This is a genomic window from Acinetobacter sp. TWP2-2-3, from assembly GCF_049896445.1.
Taxonomy (GTDB): domain Bacteria; phylum Pseudomonadota; class Gammaproteobacteria; order Pseudomonadales; family Moraxellaceae; genus Acinetobacter.
In genome coordinates this window covers 405,767-424,262 of record NZ_JAFCUI010000002.1, presented here as the reverse complement: position 1 = coordinate 424,262, position 18,496 = coordinate 405,767, and the positions used below count along the sequence as shown (strand labels likewise).

At 40.3% G+C, this 18,496-nt stretch carries 17 protein-coding genes, 1 tRNA gene and 1 pseudogene; 10 read left to right on the top strand and 9 right to left on the bottom strand.

Annotated features, from left to right (window positions below):
- The 7 genes and pseudogenes from ACP7AK_RS05460 to ACP7AK_RS05430 form a co-directional block, all read right to left on the bottom strand.
- Positions 1–206 (bottom strand): annotated as a pseudogene (locus tag ACP7AK_RS05460) (alkyl hydroperoxide reductase subunit F); the annotation flags it as partial.
- A gap of 244 nt (positions 207–450) precedes the next feature.
- Positions 451–1,368: a hypothetical protein gene (locus tag ACP7AK_RS05455; RefSeq protein WP_425878948.1), complete on the bottom strand. Its 918-nt coding sequence runs from the start codon at positions 1,366–1,368 to the stop codon at positions 451–453.
- Between the two features lie 37 nt (positions 1,369–1,405).
- Positions 1,406–2,539: a toxic anion resistance protein gene (locus ACP7AK_RS05450; RefSeq protein ID WP_253145779.1), complete on the bottom strand. Its 1,134-nt coding sequence runs from the start codon at positions 2,537–2,539 to the stop codon at positions 1,406–1,408.
- 16 nt (positions 2,540–2,555) lie between these two features.
- Entirely contained in the window at positions 2,556–3,347 is a 792-nt protein-coding gene (locus ACP7AK_RS05445; RefSeq protein ID WP_425878946.1) for a tellurium resistance protein, read from the bottom strand.
- A gap of 341 nt (positions 3,348–3,688) precedes the next feature.
- Positions 3,689–4,093 (bottom strand): nucleoside diphosphate kinase regulator, encoded by a 405-nt coding sequence (gene rnk, locus ACP7AK_RS05440; protein ID WP_044112091.1) that lies wholly within the window; start codon positions 4,091–4,093, stop codon positions 3,689–3,691.
- 505 nt (positions 4,094–4,598) lie between these two features.
- Complete coding sequence (gene glyA / locus ACP7AK_RS05435) at positions 4,599–5,849, bottom strand: serine hydroxymethyltransferase (RefSeq protein WP_425878944.1); 1,251 nt, start codon at positions 5,847–5,849, stop codon at positions 4,599–4,601.
- 154 nt (positions 5,850–6,003) lie between these two features.
- Entirely contained in the window at positions 6,004–7,251 is a 1,248-nt protein-coding gene (locus ACP7AK_RS05430) for an alpha/beta hydrolase (protein WP_313564689.1), read from the bottom strand.
- Positions 7,252–7,582: 331 nt separating this feature from the next.
- Here ACP7AK_RS05430 and ACP7AK_RS05425 point away from each other — a divergent pair, with 331 nt between their 5' ends.
- From ACP7AK_RS05425 to ACP7AK_RS05415, 3 genes are all read left to right on the top strand, one after another.
- Positions 7,583–8,281 carry a DUF3820 family protein gene (locus ACP7AK_RS05425; RefSeq protein WP_044112093.1) on the top strand — a complete coding sequence of 233 codons (699 nt, stop codon included), beginning with the start codon at positions 7,583–7,585 and terminating at the stop codon, positions 8,279–8,281.
- 101 nt (positions 8,282–8,382) lie between these two features.
- Positions 8,383–9,048 carry a hypothetical protein gene (locus ACP7AK_RS05420; RefSeq protein ID WP_044112094.1) on the top strand — a complete coding sequence of 222 codons (666 nt, stop codon included), beginning with the start codon at positions 8,383–8,385 and terminating at the stop codon, positions 9,046–9,048.
- A gap of 201 nt (positions 9,049–9,249) precedes the next feature.
- Positions 9,250–9,600: a hypothetical protein gene (locus ACP7AK_RS05415; protein ID WP_071850993.1), complete on the top strand. Its 351-nt coding sequence runs from the start codon at positions 9,250–9,252 to the stop codon at positions 9,598–9,600.
- A 253-nt stretch (positions 9,601–9,853) separates the two neighbouring features.
- On the opposite strand, the gene ACP7AK_RS05410 is transcribed toward ACP7AK_RS05415, so the two are convergent.
- On the bottom strand, positions 9,854–10,072 hold the full coding sequence (locus ACP7AK_RS05410; RefSeq protein WP_425878942.1) for a hypothetical protein: 219 nt from the start codon (positions 10,070–10,072) through the stop codon (positions 9,854–9,856).
- A gap of 994 nt (positions 10,073–11,066) precedes the next feature.
- On the opposite strand from ACP7AK_RS05410, the gene ACP7AK_RS05405 reads away from it, so the two are divergent.
- A complete protein-coding gene (locus ACP7AK_RS05405) occupies positions 11,067–12,638 on the top strand; it encodes a sensor domain-containing diguanylate cyclase (RefSeq protein WP_425878940.1) in 1,572 nt (523 codons plus the stop codon).
- Between the two features lie 35 nt (positions 12,639–12,673).
- On the opposite strand, the gene ACP7AK_RS05400 is transcribed toward ACP7AK_RS05405, so the two are convergent.
- Positions 12,674–12,749, bottom strand: a tRNA-Arg gene (locus ACP7AK_RS05400).
- Between the two features lie 190 nt (positions 12,750–12,939).
- Here ACP7AK_RS05400 and ACP7AK_RS05395 point away from each other — a divergent pair.
- From ACP7AK_RS05395 to ACP7AK_RS05370, 6 genes are all read left to right on the top strand, one after another.
- Positions 12,940–13,875, top strand: a complete 936-nt coding sequence (locus tag ACP7AK_RS05395; protein WP_180086175.1) for an ABC transporter ATP-binding protein — start codon at positions 12,940–12,942, stop codon at positions 13,873–13,875.
- Positions 13,872–14,645, top strand: coding sequence for an ABC transporter permease (locus ACP7AK_RS05390; protein WP_314107401.1), 774 nt, complete (start codon positions 13,872–13,874; stop codon positions 14,643–14,645). The genes ACP7AK_RS05395 and ACP7AK_RS05390 overlap by 4 nt, the downstream gene beginning before the upstream one ends.
- On the top strand, positions 14,645–15,460 hold the full coding sequence (queF, locus tag ACP7AK_RS05385; RefSeq protein ID WP_004279042.1) for an NADPH-dependent 7-cyano-7-deazaguanine reductase QueF: 816 nt from the start codon (positions 14,645–14,647) through the stop codon (positions 15,458–15,460). Before ACP7AK_RS05390 ends, queF begins: the two co-directional genes overlap by 1 nt.
- Before the next feature lie 19 nt (positions 15,461–15,479).
- Positions 15,480–16,133, top strand: a complete 654-nt coding sequence (locus ACP7AK_RS05380; RefSeq protein WP_114540900.1) for a hypothetical protein — start codon at positions 15,480–15,482, stop codon at positions 16,131–16,133.
- 304 nt (positions 16,134–16,437) lie between these two features.
- Positions 16,438–17,439 carry a lytic murein transglycosylase B gene (gene mltB, locus ACP7AK_RS05375; protein WP_425878936.1) on the top strand — a complete coding sequence of 334 codons (1,002 nt, stop codon included), beginning with the start codon at positions 16,438–16,440 and terminating at the stop codon, positions 17,437–17,439.
- Positions 17,440–17,727: 288 nt separating this feature from the next.
- On the top strand, positions 17,728–18,342 hold the full coding sequence (locus ACP7AK_RS05370) for a septal ring lytic transglycosylase RlpA family protein (RefSeq protein ID WP_004279046.1): 615 nt from the start codon (positions 17,728–17,730) through the stop codon (positions 18,340–18,342).
- Positions 18,343–18,496: the final 154 nt, after the last annotated feature.

Below are 18,496 nucleotides of genomic sequence, written 5' to 3'. Positions count from 1 at the left end.
GCTTTTGCAATCCCGAAACTTGGCGCACGTTTATTGGTTCCGTCAAAGCGTGCAGTGACCAGATCAGACAGTGCAGCCACTTCGGACACCAGTTCCTGGATTTTGGCTGATTTGTCAGAGCCATCCAAAGTCGCCACCAGTTCAATCGGGCCTTCCAGGCGTTCTAATAAGGTTTTAAGTTGGGCTGAAGTATTTTGGTCTAACATTGCTAACGTCTCCAAAGGAGTAAATGTTTATTTGATAACAGGATATTAAATGAATTGAATAAATAGGTAAAACAGTTTGTTTTTATTTTATTGATCGATATTTTAGATTATCAATCCAATCATAGATTTTATGCTGCCTTATTTTAATTTTTGGGCGGTATTGAGCAAGTTGAATAGGTTATCTTAAAAATAGCATTGAAATTTTATCAAAAAAATGCTCCCTATTCAGGAGCATTTTGGGAAATTAATGAATCCGCTGTTCGATACGCAGAGAACGACCCTTGATTGAGTTGGCCAAGAAAAACAAGATTAGGCTAAGTAGTGCCGATAAAATAGCAACACCAATAATAACCAGATTCGTGATCTGACTTAACTGATCCGCCTGTTGTACCTGCATATTTACACTCTTGGCGACTGGTGTCATGGCTTGACCATAGACCTGTTGCTGCATGGTCCAGATTTGTTCAGGCTTGAAACCATATTGTTCAAATTTAGGATCCTGTTTTTCTGCTTCAACCAAGTTTAAAACATAAGGTTTTGCGGCAGATAAATCTTGAGGCTTATGCAGCAATGCCGTTTGCGCCAATAAATAAGATTTCACCGGTGCTGCAATCTCTGAATCAGCCAGGTAACGGGCGATTTCACTATCATTGATATTACTATCGTAATACACCACTTGCTGATAAGCATCATCCCGATCATTGCGCAGATCATGCTGCCAGTAAGTTAAGCCTGACCAAATTACGATAAAAGCAATCAGCCAGGCGACAAATTTCAGCACAAAAGACTGAAAGCGCACATAAAAGAAACGCAACTTTTTCAGTAAGCCAATCACAAAAAATGCACCGATGAAAGAGGCAAAAATTTTAATAATCAGCCAGCCAAACCAGCTCAGCAAACTAAAAAAATAATCGGGACTATCACCAATGCTGGCCAGTGTGGCATCTACACTGACCGGCAAATGCAACTGCTGTACTTGAGTACTCAGGCCAAAAAAGCCATAGACCAGTTCCTGCTGGAAAAATAGGCTGATCAATGAGGCTATAAATACGGTAGAAGTAGTCAAACCCAATAGCATCAAATTGCGTTGACGTTTCTTGAGTGCAACTACCCCCTGCTTGATGTCCTGAGGCTTAACGGCGTATTCATCTAAGGGCGGCAATCTCTACTCCTTCTTACAGATTTTGGCCCTACCTGATTTAGTTGGGCTTGGATCCACTGGTACTTGATTCAATCACCAAATGATTCAGATTATCCTGCAAAGCTTTCAAACGCACGGTTGCTTCTGTGCGTTTTTGTACACCTTCTTTCTGAATCTGAATCACATCATTTACAGTTTTAATGAGGGTGTTTTGCACATGTTCAAGCGTTTCAATGTCAATCACCGAGCGTTGATTGGCTTTAGCCGTATCAACCGAGTTCTGATGTAACAGGTCAGCATTACGGCGCAGCAGCTCGTTGGTAGCATCATCAATGGTATTGGCCAGCTGTACACTGTTCTTCTGTTCACTCAACGAAATCGCCAGACTGATCTGGTTTTTCCACGCCGGTAAAGTAATGTTTTTGATCGCATAGAACTTGTCGACCAACATCAGGTTATTCGACTGGATAATCCGGATCATTGGCAAGGTCTGCATCGCAGATTGCTGCAATACCTGTAAATCACTGACACGTTTTTCCAGATTATTGGCCAGATGGTTCAGGTCATAAATTTTCTGGGTGGTGCTCTGATCTTGCGGCAAGGCGGTTAAAGTGGAAATTTCCTGCTGCAGCTCCTGTTCGCGTAAACGGCCTGCGGCGATATGTACCCCGAGCTGTTTATATTCATCCTGTACCCCGTCAAACATTTTATCCAGGGTATCAACACGTGCTTTCAAACCGGATTGCGAGGTTTCAATCTCTTTCACCAGTACATCTAGCTGCTCTTTAGTGGTATTGAAATGCGCATCAAAGTTATCTTTCGCACCTTTGAATTTGCTAATGATATTGCCAAAAAAACCCGAACTTTTCTTTTTATTGAGAATACTGCTGGTATTCAGCTGCTGAGCCACCTGTACCACCTGATTCAGCTTCTGTCCTGTCGCATCCAGATCTCTATTTTGCACCAGATTCAGTAATTCATCGGTATAGGTCGAAGTTTTGGTCGCAATATTTTTGCCATATTCAGCCACGCTGTTATGACTCATGTTCTGCAACTCTTTACGTGCAGCCAGCACCTCCTGAAAGTCAGCAGACTGTAAGCCCAGTTCTTTCAGGTCCATTTGCTGGAATTTTTGTTCGACCAGTTCATTCGAGCTTTCAACAGGTAAATTTACTAAATCAGACTTGGTCATAGTTCACCTTATATTGTTATGTTTTCGAGGGTTTCTCGAGGGATTTTTTTAACGTTTTAATCAGACTCTCACGGCTATTATCAAGTTTTTCCAGATCACTTGTCGAGTGTTTCGTCTGGCTTTGTTTGACATGATATTGCCAGGCCGGAATCAAGACCTGCTGTGCTTCCTTAAAGCGATCCAGCAGGCTAAAGGAAAGCTGCTGCGAAAGCTGCATCTGGGTAATGGCGATGTCATTACTGCTTTGCAAGGTACGTAAGGTATTAATTTTCTTGGAGAGGCGTTCTAAAAAATTATCCAAGGGATGCTGGTTTTTGACGAATAGCGGATATTCAGACAGAAACTCGTCTGCTGCGACAATGTGCTTGGCCATCTGTTCGCGCAAACCCAAAAGCTGCTGAAAACGCGACTGCGATTTCTGAATTTCAATCTGTAATTTACGGCTTAAGTGATCGGCCTGATCGAGCAAACGGTCTAGCCGTTGATAATATTCCACCTGACTTGAGCCATAATCCAGATCGATGCCTAGCCATTTCTGTAGGGCATTAAATTTACGTTTTTTCAGATATTTTTTAGATTCTGCCAAAGCCTGAATCAATTGCTCAATGGTATGGCTTAACTGTTGGGTCAAGTGCGGATCTACACCATTCAGTAGAACGGACTGTGCCTGAATCAAAGCATCTGCATAATGATTCAGCCCATATTGATTATCCAGTACAGGCACAAGCTCATTACGCTTAATCGCCAGAATTTCCTCACGATCAAGCATCATGTCAGTCAAGGCAGGTAGAGCTTCAAAGCGCGACATGGTTGAGGCGATATCCTTTAAAAAAGTGAAACAAAGAAGTCTAGAACATCTTCGAATGTAGCAAAAAAACAGACTGCGTTGTGTATATTTATCCAGAAATTCGTTACATCACTTTAACTAAATCCATGTTTTATCTTTATTTTAATTATGATTTTGGCAAGACAATCCAATTACAGAGATAAATGGCTACGTAGCATCTTGAGAATTGTTTAACTTTAAGCATTTAGAACTTTAAAATGTATTCAATCTGATCTAAATGCTTACAACACCAGGTTTTACTTAAAATCCATATGCAAAAAAAGCCATATTGCTATGGCTTTCAAGGATGATCCAACGCTGGCTTAAAGATAATCCCCTTCGCTCTCCGGCTGAAACAGCACTTTTTCAATGGTTACTTTCATGGTATGACCATCCGGTTGTGGCCATTCAATGGTTTGACCTTCTGCTAAGCCCAAAATGGCTGCACCTATCGGTGCGACCACATTGACCTGCCCCTTTTCACCTTTAAATTCGTGTGGGTAAACTAGTGTCACCTCAACAGCTTCCGTAGAAGGTGCAATGGTCAACAACACACGGGAATGCATGGTCACGATATTGCTTGCGATCGCTTGCGGCTCGACCACTTCGGCACGTGCCAATTCATCCTCTAAGCGGATCATGGTTTCGCTCAGCTTGCTCTGATTCTCCAGCATCGTTTCCAGACGATGTAAATCTTGCTCAGATAAAATAATGTTGGGTTTAGTCATCCTTATTACCTTGTTTAATGCATAAATGAAAAATTAATCAATCAACCGCCAGCAGCATTTTTAAATACAGGATTTACCCATATTCAAATGATACCGATCCATATAACGTTTAAATAAAAAGAATGATGTCATTCACGGCGCTTATATCAGCACCACCTTACAGTAACATGGGATTCACTCAAGCGCTTCATCTACCATGATCTTCAGCTCAATAACCTATTATTTTTAAAGTGTCAGGTTCTGAAAATAATTCCTGTAAATAATTTCAAGCAAAGCATGCAACGAATGCATTCATTCTTTTAAAGCATTTAAAAATACAAATAGTTGATAAAAGACTTTAAGCCAGATTGAGAAAAACTCAATATGATTTTATTGATGACTCAATCTCTTACGGCATGGAAATTGATCTATATAAGCCCGATCAAGTCTAAACATCTTTTACATCGTTATTTTTACAGCTATAAAAAAAGCTCCCGGTTGGGAGCTCCTTTCCGTTTATAAGCGATTATGCATAAACTGGGAATTTAGCACATACCGCTGCAACTTTCTCTTTCACCGCGTTGATAACAGCTTCATCGCCTTTAGCATTCAGGATGTCAGCGATCCAGCCTGCAAGTTCACGCACTTCAGCTTCGCCAAAACCGCGAGTTGTTACTGCAGGTGTACCGATACGGATACCTGAAGTGACGAACGGAGAGCGTGGATCGTTTGGTACAGAGTTTTTGTTCACAGTAATGTGAGCAGCACCTAACCAAGCATCAGCTTCTTTACCTGTAATGTCTTGCTTGATTAAAGACAGCAAGAACAAGTGGTTTTCAGTACCACCAGAAACTACATCATAACCACGAGCGATTAATACTTCAGCCATTGCTTTCGCATTAACAACGACTTGTTGTTGGTAAGCTTTGTATTCAGGTGCCATTGCTTCTTTGAAGCAGATTGCTTTCGCAGCAATCGCGTGAACCAAAGGACCACCTTGGTTGCCTGGGAATACAGCTGACTGTAATTTTTTCTCGATTTCTTCGTTTGCTTTCGCAAGAATAAGACCAGAACGTGGACCACGAAGTGTTTTGTGAGTCGTAGTCGTAGTAACGTCAGCGATTTGTACCGGGCTTGGGTAAACGCCAGCAGCAACTAAACCTGCAACGTGAGCCATATCAACAAACAGATAAGCGCCAACTTTGTCCGCGATTTCACGGAAACGCTGCCAGTCAACGATCTGGCTGTATGCAGAGAAACCAGCAACGATCATGCGTGGCTTATGCTCAAGCGCTAAACGCTCAACTTCTTCGTAATCGATCTCGCCAGTTTCAGGGTTTAAACCGTACTGAATCGCATTATATGTTTTACCAGAGAAGCTTACTTTTGCACCGTGAGTCAAGTGACCACCGTGAGCAAGGCTCATCCCCAAAACTGTATCGCCCGGGTTCAGAAGCGCTAAGTAAACTGCTGAGTTTGCTTGTGAACCAGCATGTGGCTGAACGTTAGCATAATCAGCACCAAAGAGTTCTTTAGCACGGTCAATCGCCAATTGTTCGATAACGTCTACATACTCGCAACCGCCATAGTAGCGTTTACCTGGGTAGCCTTCCGCATATTTGTTAGTAAGTTTTGAACCTTGAGCTTCCATAACTGCTGGTGAGCAGTAGTTTTCAGAAGCGATTAGCTCAATATGAGCTTCTTGACGAGCATCTTCATTCGAGATTGCTTGAGCTAATTCTGGATCAAATTCAGCGATAGAGATATTGGCAAACATTAGCGAGGTCCTATTGATTTAGGGCTTTTAAGCCGTGCTAAGATTGGCGCGTATTGTAGCATGAAGTTTTAAATTTTCGATCATGAACTTTATTCAGTTTGCAATAAAAATGGCTCATATCTAAAAAAACATGAGCCATTCAGATAAAAATAAGTTATTGAATTGGCATTAGAGATTTTACATCTGAAATAATATTAGGAATATTCAGTGCATAGACGCTACCATGATCCCATTTAGTCGCATTTGACTCATCCGTAATATAACGTACTGAAGTTTGTTTCTGATTGGCGAGTGCAACCAAAACATCTGTTGCTGCTTTCGGAACGGTACTATCTGCTGAACCCTGATAAATAATCACTGGCGTAGAAACTTTAACAAGTAAAGGCTGAGAATCTTTTTCCAAGAAGCTCTTTACGACTGGAATACTCATAAAGTTAGTTTGAGTACGAGGATAATTATTTACTGAGTTATTATTTGATTGTGCATAAGCATACATTGCAGTACCAAATTTCTGGCCTAATACATCATAGCAATCAGTTTCTGCATTTTTCGCGATTTCGTCGGTTGGTGTTTTAAAAATCTGACTATATTGCAAATTTGGGTTCGGGTTACGCAAACCGGCAACAATCAATGCAGTAAAGGTATCTAAAGATGCTAAAGTTCCAATTTTTTTATCCAGATTTGTTTCTTGTCCCGCCTGTTGTTCACCTCCTGTCAAAATCAGATTGAAATTTGAAGCCGGTGCTAAAGCTACCGTACCTTTATAGGTCATCTTAGAAGCACGTGCTGCATATTGCGCAGCACCTAAAGCTGCCTGTCCACCTTGAGAATGCCCTACTGCAACCCATTGATTGGACGCTTGTGAACCTAAATAATTTCGTGCAGCCACAACTGCATCAGTAATAGAATAAGCTTCACTTTTCAGATTCAAGAAAGGATGAAGTTCTTTTCCACTTGGCTCTCCTAAACCTTCATAGTCAGGTGCCACTACAATATAGCCAGCTTGGAGAAACCCGCCAATCATGGCTTTGATATAATCATTCAGCGCTTTTCGACTCGGCGCACACTGATCAGCTACACCGGTAGTTCCATGTGCCCATGCCACAATTGGCCAGCCTGTAGCTGGAGGCGTTCCCTCGGGTGTGAAAACTAATGCAGTAGCTTGTGTTTCCTTACCATTAATTCCTAACATCTTATAAGTCATGATCACACTTTCGTCAGCGATCCCGGAGAAATCCGTTTGAGTATAGGCTACAGGTGTTGCCACGACTGGATTATCGATATTATTTACTGGAACAGCAGGTTTGGACTCGTAAAAACGATCATTATCACTATCATCGTTACAAGCAGTTAAGGCTACACTTAATGTGAGAAGAGCACAGGTCAATACTTGACGTTTCATCGATCTTATCCTTATCTTATTTATTATCATCTCTAATGAGTTTTTCTGGTTTTATCTTTAACAAACGATAAAACTACATGTAATTTCCCAATTTATCTAAACAATATCAAGAAAAGAATGCGTTATTTTTTCTATTAAATTCGCGTCAGTTTATATTTATTATGAAATCAGCAAACTTAAAAATAGAGAATTTCCCCTTTTCAGAACTATACAAATAGTCGTCATACGTTAAAAAGCCTGCAATTAATACAGAAATAAAGCAATTCAATTGTCAGTTGCAAAATAATAATGTTAGATTTTACTCTCCTCTCTTTTCAGGCACATTTCCGACATGCAGGCCATTATTCTTGATACCGAAACGCATACTTTAAATGGCCAACCCATCGAAATTGCTTATGCGCCTGTCGAAATTGTAGAGCATAAAATCAGTCTGGATAAAAGCCGCCTGTTTGATCAGCTCTACTCATGTGACGAAGCTATTTCTTTTGCTGCCATGGCCGTGCATCATATTCTGGAATCGGATCTGGAAGGTCAGCCGCATTACAGCACCTTTCGCCTGCCTGATGAAACCGTCTACATGATCGGCCATAATATTGATTATGACGTCCGTGCCATCGAAAAATGTGGCGTAGATACTTCAAAAATCAAGGCGATTTGTACACTGGCTTTAGCACGTCGGGTCTGGCCAGATGCGGAAGCACACAATATTTCTGCCCTGATTTATATGATCACCAAAGGCAGCGAAAGAGCGCGTGAAATGATCCGTAAAGCGCATCGTGCCGATATGGATATTATTTTAACTGCCAATATTTTGATGCATATTGTGCATCATTTAAAAATCAACAGTATGCAGGAATTATTCGACGCTTCTGAAGATGCCCGAATTCCACGTACGATTAATTTTGGCAAACATCGCGGTACTGCCATCGCCGAACTTCCTACTGACTATGTGCAATGGCTATTGCGTCAGGATGAACTGGATCCTTATTTACGTAAGGCCCTTGAAAATACGGCGATCACGACATTATAGGTCTTATCAAAATAAACCTCAGTATTTTAATAAATACTTCATATTAATGTAATTTTCACAGACTATGCTCTAGCTGAATTTTAGCAACCATCTATTCAGCTATGATGCATTTTTATAAAACTCAACGTGGGATCGAGGTGCTACAGGATCGCTCCATCCCACTGACCGCACGCCAACGCCGCTTACTGGTTCTGATCGGCAGCCAGGATTTCAACTTATTAAATGATGGCTTAAAACAACAGCTTGCTCCTGCCGAACTCTTAGATCAGCTTTATGCCATGGATTTAATTATTCCAGCTGAAACGGGCGAGGTAGCCATCAGTCAAAAGCAGGCTGATGCAAGAACAGATACAAAAGTTGACCTGGCACACTCCGAGATTCACCGATCGTTGGACTCATCGATAGCAGCAGCTTCTGCGACAAAAGAACTCCATCCTGAGATGGAATCCATTAAAGTAGCGCAGGACATTCCATCTGCTGAAACGGATTCAAGCCATGCAAAAAAGCTGCCTGAACTGCAACCTATGTCTTTTGAAGACCTTAAATATATGATGATGGAAAGCTTACAAAAATATTGTGGCTTGATGGCCAAGCAGCAAATTCATCAGATTTTACAGGCGCCGGATACGCGCAGTTTAAAACTGTGCCAAATGCAATGGATCACGTCCCTTCAGGAAAGCCGTATTGCTCCCCAAGAATTGAATCACATTCTGAAGCAGATCAATTTTGCTTTAGATCAATTACAGCAAAATAAAGCTGAAGACTAATAAGATCTTAGTCTTTAAAACTCTTAAATGAGCAAGTTTAACAATAAGCTAGCTTTGATTGTTTAAGATAACTAATTGATTATTTGAAATATTTATATTCAAGCGAAATTTAAAGCTCGGAATATCCGACTTAAGCGTGATAGAAAAAGAATTACAATCCCGCCATATAGGTGAGCATAGACATCCGATTGGATCATGTATATGTCACATTATTTAGAATTCGATGCGTTCGATAATCCCATGCAACTGAGTAAAGTTGGCAACTGGGTGATCACCTTTTTAAGTCCGGTTGAAGAACTGCAATTTGTGCAACTGGCGATTACCTATGTGCTTCCCCGCCAGATCAGTGATAGCTTGCAACCGCGCCGTATATTGATTCAAAAAAGTCCCATTGAGCATCATTGGCTGATTCAGGCCATTGAATGTTTTGACAGCACGACTCGTCAGGAAATTTCTTTAAGCCCTGAGCATACAACCGCACAGCAAACTTTAGCGCAGATTTTGCAAAAATTTGAAAAATATGATGTGGATGTACAGCTTAAACAGATTTAAATACTTGCTCACTCTAGCGAACTTTTTTATTGGTATGGGGAATTTCTTCGGCCAATCAAGGCTCACTACCACGTTGTCTTCTCTTAGAGATTGAATCAGCTTCTGATTATAAGCTGCATACATTAGTATCCAAGCTGGCAAATACCAGAGTATAAAAAACTCACCTAAATGGTGAGTTTTTTAACTGCTGAATCGGTGATTTCGGATAAATAAGTTCAATTTTTTTCTACCTATCTGAAGTTCACTGATTAAATTATTCGACAACGCGATAAATATTTGAAGATTTTTGGCTTTCAAATAATAGCTCAATACTCGGCAGAATCGTTTCACCATCCACCACAATATGTTCAATTTTTTTGACCAACTCAGCTGCATGATGAATGTTGTGCTCTGCAAAGGAACACAGCATCGCTTTCGCTTCAGTCACTTGGCTAAATTGATCTTTCACCTTGATATCAATCATCTTTGACATTTTTCCTTCCTCTCTCATTATCCAATTTGCAGTTTTTTATACCATAATTAGCCAAGCGATTAATCTTCAAGATGTTAACGAATTTGGCAATGTAAACTTTTTTATCTGGAGGGATTATAATAAAAAGAATATTAAACTGAATGAATTGCGCAGACATTAAAAAAGCTCGCATTTCTGCGAGCTCTGTGTTGGATGGCTAGTGCTAGATTTATTGTCTGGTGATGAACATCAAACTCAACTAACTGTCATTGATCCGTCCAACTTATCGGTAGCGTCTTATTGGTTTTACGACCTACCATGAGTTCAATATAACAGTATTTTTTTAGCCAACAATACTCTTTTACACTTCTAAAAGAAGACTTATACAAGATTCCAATTGTCATTTTTTTAAAGCAGATTAGAATATTTCTGGCTTGTCTTACGAAGAATTTTGCATTCATATCATCTTTATCTAATTTATTGATTTCTAGAAAAATACCTTATTAAGCATACAACTTCCCGTTGCATAGACGGCTCAATACTCTCGTTCATAATCTCAATAAGCGCTTTAAAATTTAAGTTGGAATATGATTTTTTATAAATAAAAAATACTTCCGGAAAAGGACGCAATATTCAAAGAAACTGCTGTCATGAATCGATACGACTAATTTTAAAATGATTATTTTTCAAAAAATGGCGACAATTTAACCTCCCATCAATGTCAATTAACCATATTTTTGTCTGATTATTTAATAACTTACATGAGGAAATCAAAATTATTCAATGATTTTCTGAACGTTAAATACCATATTTTTATTTGCAGCATAGTCAAATATTCAGAACCTTACTCAGCTTTTCAAATCCACCCTATTTACAGCCAAGCAATCTATAAATTCTAAATTTGATCGAAATAAAAGCTCCCACTTAATGGAAATTTAATTTTATATCAACCTTAAACATTGAATATAAATGCAATACAATGCTCATAAATACATCGAGGTATATCTAATTTTTTATGTCAGCTAATAATTTTAGGAAACACCTTGATCTCAATTTAAGGCAGTTAATACTTTTATTGGCTATTTTTAGTGTATCTAGCCTTTTTATTATTTCTCTCATTATTAGCTATCAGATCGTAAAAAATCAGTTAATCGACAATTCTCTTGCCTTAAACTCTGATCATGCACATAAAATTGCATTAAGCACAGACAACCATTTTAGAAATATGCTTCTTGAGCTGGACTATAGTGCCAAGATATTAGGTCAAGACTTTAATAACAATGAGCTAAGAGAAGCCGAGGTCAATAAATTAAAATATCAGTCTGAACACTATAACAGTGTTGTGATCAGTGACACCCAAGGCAGACTGATAAACTTTTCCCCTAATATTCTGCATATTGATAAAAGCAAAATACAACATACTCAAGGGATTATTGACTCTCTTCATAAAAAATCGACTTATATATCTTCGCCCTATTTTTCTGTGCAAAAAAATATGATTGTGTTTATTTCTCAACCTATTTTTGACAAGTCAAATCACTATCAGGGCTTCATCGGTTCAGCGATTTATTTAAAAGAAAAAAATGTAATTAATCAGCTTCTAACCACTTATAAAAATTATAAGAATAGTTATATGTATGTGATTAACAATGAAAATAAAATTATTTTCCATCCCGATCGTGAAAGAATCGGTCAATTGGCCAGCAATAATACTGGTCTGGAATATATGCATGCGCATAAAAATGGTCAAATTCGTTTAATCAATAGCCAGGGCGTTGATAATCTGGCGGGTTTTTCTCATATTCCGACTTCAAACTGGATCGTGGTTTCCCAACAACCCACCCATGATTTACTTAAACAGGCAAATTCTATCCTTTATAAATTAGCCGCAGGATTCTTTTTATTTTATCTGCTTGTTTTTTATATTGTATGGCGACTGTCTGACTCTATCTCGGCCCCGTTGAATCAACTGGCAGATATGGCGAGTCTGCTAAATCAGGCAGAAATCGGTTCAAAAATTAAGAATATCCAGCCTTGGTACTATGAGGTCACAAAATTCAAGTTAGCCCTACTGCTCAGTGTTCGCAAATTTTCACAACAAATGAGCAAGATGGATCATCATATTAATACAGATCCTTTAACCGGCTTGATGAATCGTCGTGGGTTGAATTATGTCATGACTCACAACATGAAAATGAACATCCCTTTTTCAGTGCTTCTGATGGATGTGGATCATTTTAAAAACATTAATGACAATTATGGTCATGATCAAGGTGATGTTGTCTTAAAGCATATTGCCAAGACGATGCAGCAAAAATTTCGTAAAGATGATATTTGCTGCCGCTACGGTGGTGAAGAATTTATCATTATTATACCGAACAGCAATCTCACTGAAGTGTATGAAAGTGCGGAAAGGTTCAGAAAAGAGATTGCAGGTAAAGAGATTCAGAATATAGGTCACATTAGCATTTCGATTGGGATTGCTTCTTGGCCAGACAGTTCTAAAAATATTCTAGACGTTTTGAAAATTGCCGATAACAATCTTTATCGGGCGAAAGATGATGGCCGCAACTGTGTGCGATACTAATTTGATTTATTTTTCAGTTTTATAGTTTAAATAAATGGTGCGCTCAGCGGGACTCGAACCCACGCCACAGGCTTCGGAGACCTGTACTCTATCCAGTTGAGCTATGAGCGCATCTTTCTTGGATCGCGCACATCATAACAAAAAAAAGCATAAGGTAAAGCAACTATCTCTAACTTCATCATTTTTATGCTTAAGCTTTATACAATGTTCCAAAACAGCAACACAGAATTGCATGTGAATCACTTGGCTTATTTTGCGAGATCACTCACAATATCTCAACTTTTCACCATTTGAGATATTCATGACTGATGCACTGATCTTAAGGGATGTGTCGAAGACCTATCGCAATGGCTTTCAGGCATTGAAAGGAATTAACTTAAATGTACCAGAAGGTGAATTTTATGCGCTACTGGGTCCCAACGGCGCAGGAAAATCTACTACCATTGGTATTATCAGTTCATTAACAAAAAAAACATCCGGTACAGTCGAAATTTTTGGTCATAATCTGGATACCCACCCCTCTCAGGCCAAACAGTGTCTAGGTGTGGTGCCTCAGGAATTCAACTTTGCCCAGTTTGAAAAAACCTTCGATATTTTGGTGACTCAGGCAGGCTATTACGGCATTCCTAAAAAAATTGCACAGGAACGGGCGGAGCTTTATCTGACCAAACTGGGTTTATGGGAAAAGCGTTCCACTCAGGCCCGCATGTTATCCGGCGGGATGAAACGTCGCCTGATGATTGCGCGTGCCATGATGCACGAACCGAAACTGCTGATTCTGGATGAACCGACAGCTGGCGTTGATATTGAGTTGCGTCGTTCGATGTGGGAATTTTTGAACGAGATGAATGAAAAAGGCACCTCCATCATTCTGACCACGCATTATCTAGAAGAAGCGGAAATGCTGTGTCGCCGTATTGCGATTATCGATCGCGGTGTGATTAAAGAAGACACCACCATGAAAAGCTTCCTGAGTCAGCTCAATGAAGAATCGTTTATTTTTGATCTGGCCGAACCGATTGAACCTTTACATCTGGATATTATCGGCGTGCGATTTAACCTGATCGATCCGATGACCTTAGAAATCACTATGGACAAGGCACATAGCATAAATGATCTGTTCCAGTTGCTGGAATCACAGAATATTCAGGTGCGCAGTATGCGCAATAAATCCAACCGTCTGGAAGAACTTTTTGTGAAAATGGTCGAGAAAAATCTGGATGGAGCTGCGCAATGAACATTAATCAGCTCAGCGTAGCTTTATATACCATTATCTATAAAGAAGTGCGTCGCTTTATGCGCATCTGGCCACAAACCCTGTTGCCACCTGCAATCACCATGAGCCTGTACTTCGTGATCTTCGGTAATCTGGTCGGTTCACGCATTGGAGAAATGGGCGGCTATAGTTATATGGAGTTCATTGTGCCTGGTCTGATTATGATGGCCGTGATCACCAACAGCTATGCCAACGTTTCATCTAGCTTCTTCAGCTCAAAATTCCAGAAAAGTATTGAAGAACTGATCATGAGTCCGGTACCGATGCATGCCATTTTATGGGGTCATGTATTGGGCGGTGTGATTCGTGGGATACTGGTTGCGATCATTGTCAGTGTGGTGAGCTTGTTTTTTGCTGACTTATATATCACCAACTGGTTCGTAACTATATATACAGTCTTGATTACTTCCCTGCTGTTTTCCTTGGGTGGTTTTATCAATGCCGTCTATGCCAAATCTTTCGATGATATCTCGATTATCCCGACTTTTGTGTTAACGCCACTGACCTATTTAGGTGGTGTGTTTTATGCTATTTCGAGCTTAAGCCCATTCTGGCAAAATTTATCTTTAATTAATCCTGTCGTGTATATGGTCAATGCTTTCCGCTATGGCATTTTAGGACATAGCGATGTCAATGTCGCCATTTCACTGACAGTAATTACCTTATGTTGTGCCGTGCTGTATGCAGTGGCCTATCATTTACTCTCCCGTGGTTCAGGAATGCGTGAATAATGAGTGTAGAACAATCTCTCCTTGGTAAAGACACCAATTACCCGACAGAATATCAGCCTGATGTTCTGTTTCCGATTTCGCGCGCGCCTGCCCGTGAACAATACGCACATGTCGAAGCGATTCAGCAAGGTGCAGACTGGTGGCATGTATTTGAAATTTCCTGGTTAAATTCAACCGGTGTGCCGCAAGTGGCTATTGGCCGCATTAGCTTGCCAGCGTCTTCGCCGAATCTGATTGAATCCAAATCCTTAAAACTGTATTTCAATAGCCTGAATTTTGCCAAGTTTGAATCTCAAGATGCCTTTATCACGACGGTCGAAAAAGATTTATCTGCTGCGGCTGAAGCTGAAGTTAAACTGCAATTGTTTCAGGTCGATGAATTAGAGATCAGCAAGCCGGAAGGCATCTGCATTGACGAGCTGACACCTGAGCGCCTAGAAAATCATCCAGATGCCAGTTTATTGGCTTTGGATTCGGATGATGCAGCAGAAGGTGAAATCCAGCTGTATTCACATTTACTCAGAAGTAACTGCCCAGTCACTGGCCAGCCGGACTGGGGAACAGTTTTTATACGTTATCAAGGTAAAAAACCTTGTTATAAGAGTATTTTAGCTTATATTATTTCCTACCGTCAGCATAATGGGTTCCACGAACAATGTGTGGAGCAGATGTTTGCCGATATCTGGCAGCAACTGAAACCGGAAAAGCTGATGGTCTACGCAACCTATACACGCCGTGGTGGATTGGATATCAACCCTTGCCGTGTATCGGATTTAACATGGATGCCTCGCCCTATTCGTTTAGCGCGACAATAAAAAACATTGAGGTTGAACAATGCCATTTTTTGGGTTTATTCCTTCTGCAGAGCTTTTAAATACAATTCAGACTGCACAAAAAAACAAAAATTCAAGTGAGCCGCTTTACCCATTACGTGATAAAACCGCATTGATGATTAATGATGAAATTATTGATGCGATTCTCACCGAGCTGGTGCGTCGCTTCCCTGCCAGTGATAAACGCGATACTGCGGAAAAACTGGCTGGCTATATCAAGTCGACTGTTGCGGTTTTGCTGAAGCAGTTATTGAGTAAAGCGCCGAACGATGTGGTCAGAGAGTCGATTGCATTCTCTGAGCGCAGTCTGTTTAAAGATCCTGAAGGAAATTTCCGCATTGGTGAGTCACTGGATGCCAATCTGGTGACAAATTTAAAACATCATTATGCGGAGCTTAAAGCCGGTCAGAGTATCGATAAACAAGCGTTCAGCAACTTATACAAGCAATTTGGTGAAGCGACAGTCCGACATTTTATGGTCGACTTTAATAAAACCCTGGATCTTGGCATGATCAAACGCAAGGCAGCAGATATTGGCGCATCTGCAGTGATCAAGGCCATCAATATGGCAGCAGATAAAATTATTCTGAATTTGAATAAAGATGAGCTGCGCGCCATGGCCGAATATCATGACACTTTGTTCTATACAGAATAGTTTTGGATAGCATGGTTTCAAGATTTTCTACAAATCTTGAGGAATTAGCCTGACTTCGGTCAGGCTTTTTTATGATCAGTGAAATAGCTTGTTACAGATAAGCGGCTCTATAAGACAGACTGCCGTAAAAATAGCCAATCCATCGCTATTTTTGTATAAGCGGCTAGGTCTCTTATTCATCCGAATGTTATCTTTAATCTGGCACTTTAAGCCCCACGATTGAAAAAATTTATCAATCTTTTTCATGGCATGATTCAAATGACATCGCCAGCAACTCATCAAAAAAACTGGAAATCGTAGCAAGATGTTGAAATCGGATTTTTATAAAAAGTTTAAGCAGCTTTCAATCGCACTTACCGCATTTGGTCTCAGCAGTTTGAGTCTGGCCAACGATTTCCAATATCACCCTTCTTATGCCGCTTTTAAGCAGAACGCCATGCAGAGCTATGAGCTGAGTGCCCAGCAAGTAGATTCCGCCATGAGCGGGACGCGTAATTTGCCTAATATTATCAATATCATGAATCGCCCAGGTGAAAGTAAGCCTTGGTATTCGTATAAAACTAACTTCTTAGCTGAATCTACCATTCAGCGCGGCGTACGTTTTAAACAGCAATATGCAGAAACGCTTAACCGTGCTGAACAGCAGTTTGGTGTACCACAGGCGATCATTCTGGGCATTTTAGGTGTAGAAACCGGTTTTGGTAGCAACAAGGGCTCTTTTGTCACTCGTGATGCCCTAGCAACCTTAGGGTTTGGCTATGAACGTCGTGCCCAGTATTTTCAGGATGAACTGGCTGCTTTAATTGCCTGGTCATATAGAGATGGTGTTGCCACCTCTTCTGTGGTGGGTTCGTATGCCGGCGCTGTTGGCTATCCGCAGTTTATGCCGAGCAACATTCCCAAATTCGGCGTGGACTACGATGGCAATGGTCATATTGACCTGCGTAACTCAGCGGTAGATGCGATTGGCTCGATTGCCAACTATCTGGCACAGCATGGCTGGCAGCGTAATCAGCCGATTGCCTTTCCGGCACGTTATACCGGTTCAAATCCCGATGCTGTGATTGCCAAGGATCTGACTCAACCTATGCCTTATGGTGTGTTAAAAACGCAAGGCATTAGCCCAATGAATCCAATCGTAAAAATTGACGATCTGGATCTAGTCAATGTAATTCAATTACAAGAAAATTATGGCTCGATTTACTACATCACTTATCCAAATTTTCAAGTGATTACCACCTATAATCGCAGCCGTATGTATGCCACTGCTTTGTGGTTATTAGGTACCGAAATTACCAGCCGTTAACACTAAAAATTAATACAAATTATGAAAGTCAACATTTTTATGGGTTAATTTGTGCGTATTTTAAGCATTTTTAATATTATGTTACAATATTGATTATTTTTTGATCAATCATTGTTTATTTTGCGTTCTTTTTTTAACTATTTTAATTAAACACTAGACAGGGTATTGCCGGCATGAATATTATCCATTTCGTTAAATGTAGTTGCATAAGTTAAATATCAGGCATGTTTACATGGTTTTTCAGCCATTTATGAATAACCAATAGATATGCTGTTAGGAGTTGATTCGATGCATTCTTCAATTTTGAAGTCTTTTATGGCCATTGCCACGATCGTCACGCTGACGCAATCGCAGGCAGATATGGTTCCGTCATCTTCATTCACCAATGAAAATGACAATTCGCGTCTTGCCACGCGAGTACTCAATAAAGAAGCTCAAAGCTTCAATTCAAATTTCACAAATTTGAACAGCCTTTCAATCACTGAGCGTTCTGGCGATAAAGTTCGCCGTGAAACCATTGCAGCGAAAATTGAACTTCCTGCAGAAGAGCCTTCAGTGATTGAAAAACTGAATACAGTGGCTTCTAATACTGTACGTAAATTCAGTCAGACAGGTACAGCGTCTTGGTATGGTCGTCAATTCCACGGCCGTAAAACTGCAAGCGGTGAAACCTTTGACATGAACGCAATGACAGCTGCCCATCGTAGCCTGCCATTGAACTGCTATATTCGCGTAACTAACCGCAATAACGGCAAGAGCGTCGTGGTTAAAGTAAATGACCGCGGTCCTTTCCATGGTAACCGTGTTGTTGATTTATCTTACGGTGCTGCGAAACAGTTGGGTATTACCAGTGCAGGTACTGCAAAAGTCAGTATTGAACGTGTCGCTGGTCCAAATTCTTAAGATTTGACCTGCAACACATTTAACAAAAGCCACAGCAATGTGGCTTTTTTATTGTGCTCATTTTCTAGAAGAATATAAACGCTCCTGCTCCGCCCTATCTTAAAGTTCTTTCAAGAAAATTTTGGTAGGCTCATCCTGCCTGATAAAATTCGCT

Bases quoted from the DNA above. Each gene is read 5' to 3' on its own strand.
- ACP7AK_RS05380 (WP_114540900.1), top strand. From the start codon at position 15,480: ATGCCATTTTTTGGGTTTATTCCTTCTGCAGAGCTTTTAAATACAATT.
- ACP7AK_RS05405 (WP_425878940.1), top strand. From the start codon at position 11,067: ATGTCAGCTAATAATTTTAGGAAACACCTTGATCTCAATTTAAGGCAG.
- ACP7AK_RS05430 (WP_313564689.1), bottom strand. From the start codon at position 7,251: ATGAAACGTCAAGTATTGACCTGTGCTCTTCTCACATTAAGTGTAGCC.
- ACP7AK_RS05395 (WP_180086175.1), top strand. From the start codon at position 12,940: ATGACTGATGCACTGATCTTAAGGGATGTGTCGAAGACCTATCGCAAT.
- ACP7AK_RS05450 (WP_253145779.1), bottom strand. From the start codon at position 2,539: ATGACCAAGTCTGATTTAGTAAATTTACCTGTTGAAAGCTCGAATGAA.
- ACP7AK_RS05420 (WP_044112094.1), top strand. From the start codon at position 8,383: ATGATGCATTTTTATAAAACTCAACGTGGGATCGAGGTGCTACAGGAT.
- queF (WP_004279042.1), top strand. From the start codon at position 14,645: ATGAGTGTAGAACAATCTCTCCTTGGTAAAGACACCAATTACCCGACA.
- ACP7AK_RS05425 (WP_044112093.1), top strand. From the start codon at position 7,583: ATGCAGGCCATTATTCTTGATACCGAAACGCATACTTTAAATGGCCAA.
- ACP7AK_RS05415 (WP_071850993.1), top strand. From the start codon at position 9,250: ATGTCACATTATTTAGAATTCGATGCGTTCGATAATCCCATGCAACTG.
- ACP7AK_RS05390 (WP_314107401.1), top strand. From the start codon at position 13,872: ATGAACATTAATCAGCTCAGCGTAGCTTTATATACCATTATCTATAAA.
- ACP7AK_RS05410 (WP_425878942.1), bottom strand. From the start codon at position 10,072: ATGTCAAAGATGATTGATATCAAGGTGAAAGATCAATTTAGCCAAGTG.
- rnk (WP_044112091.1), bottom strand. From the start codon at position 4,093: ATGACTAAACCCAACATTATTTTATCTGAGCAAGATTTACATCGTCTG.
- mltB (WP_425878936.1), top strand. From the start codon at position 16,438: ATGTTGAAATCGGATTTTTATAAAAAGTTTAAGCAGCTTTCAATCGCA.
- glyA (WP_425878944.1), bottom strand. From the start codon at position 5,849: ATGTTTGCCAATATCTCTATCGCTGAATTTGATCCAGAATTAGCTCAA.
- ACP7AK_RS05445 (WP_425878946.1), bottom strand. From the start codon at position 3,347: ATGTCGCGCTTTGAAGCTCTACCTGCCTTGACTGACATGATGCTTGAT.
- ACP7AK_RS05370 (WP_004279046.1), top strand. From the start codon at position 17,728: ATGCATTCTTCAATTTTGAAGTCTTTTATGGCCATTGCCACGATCGTC.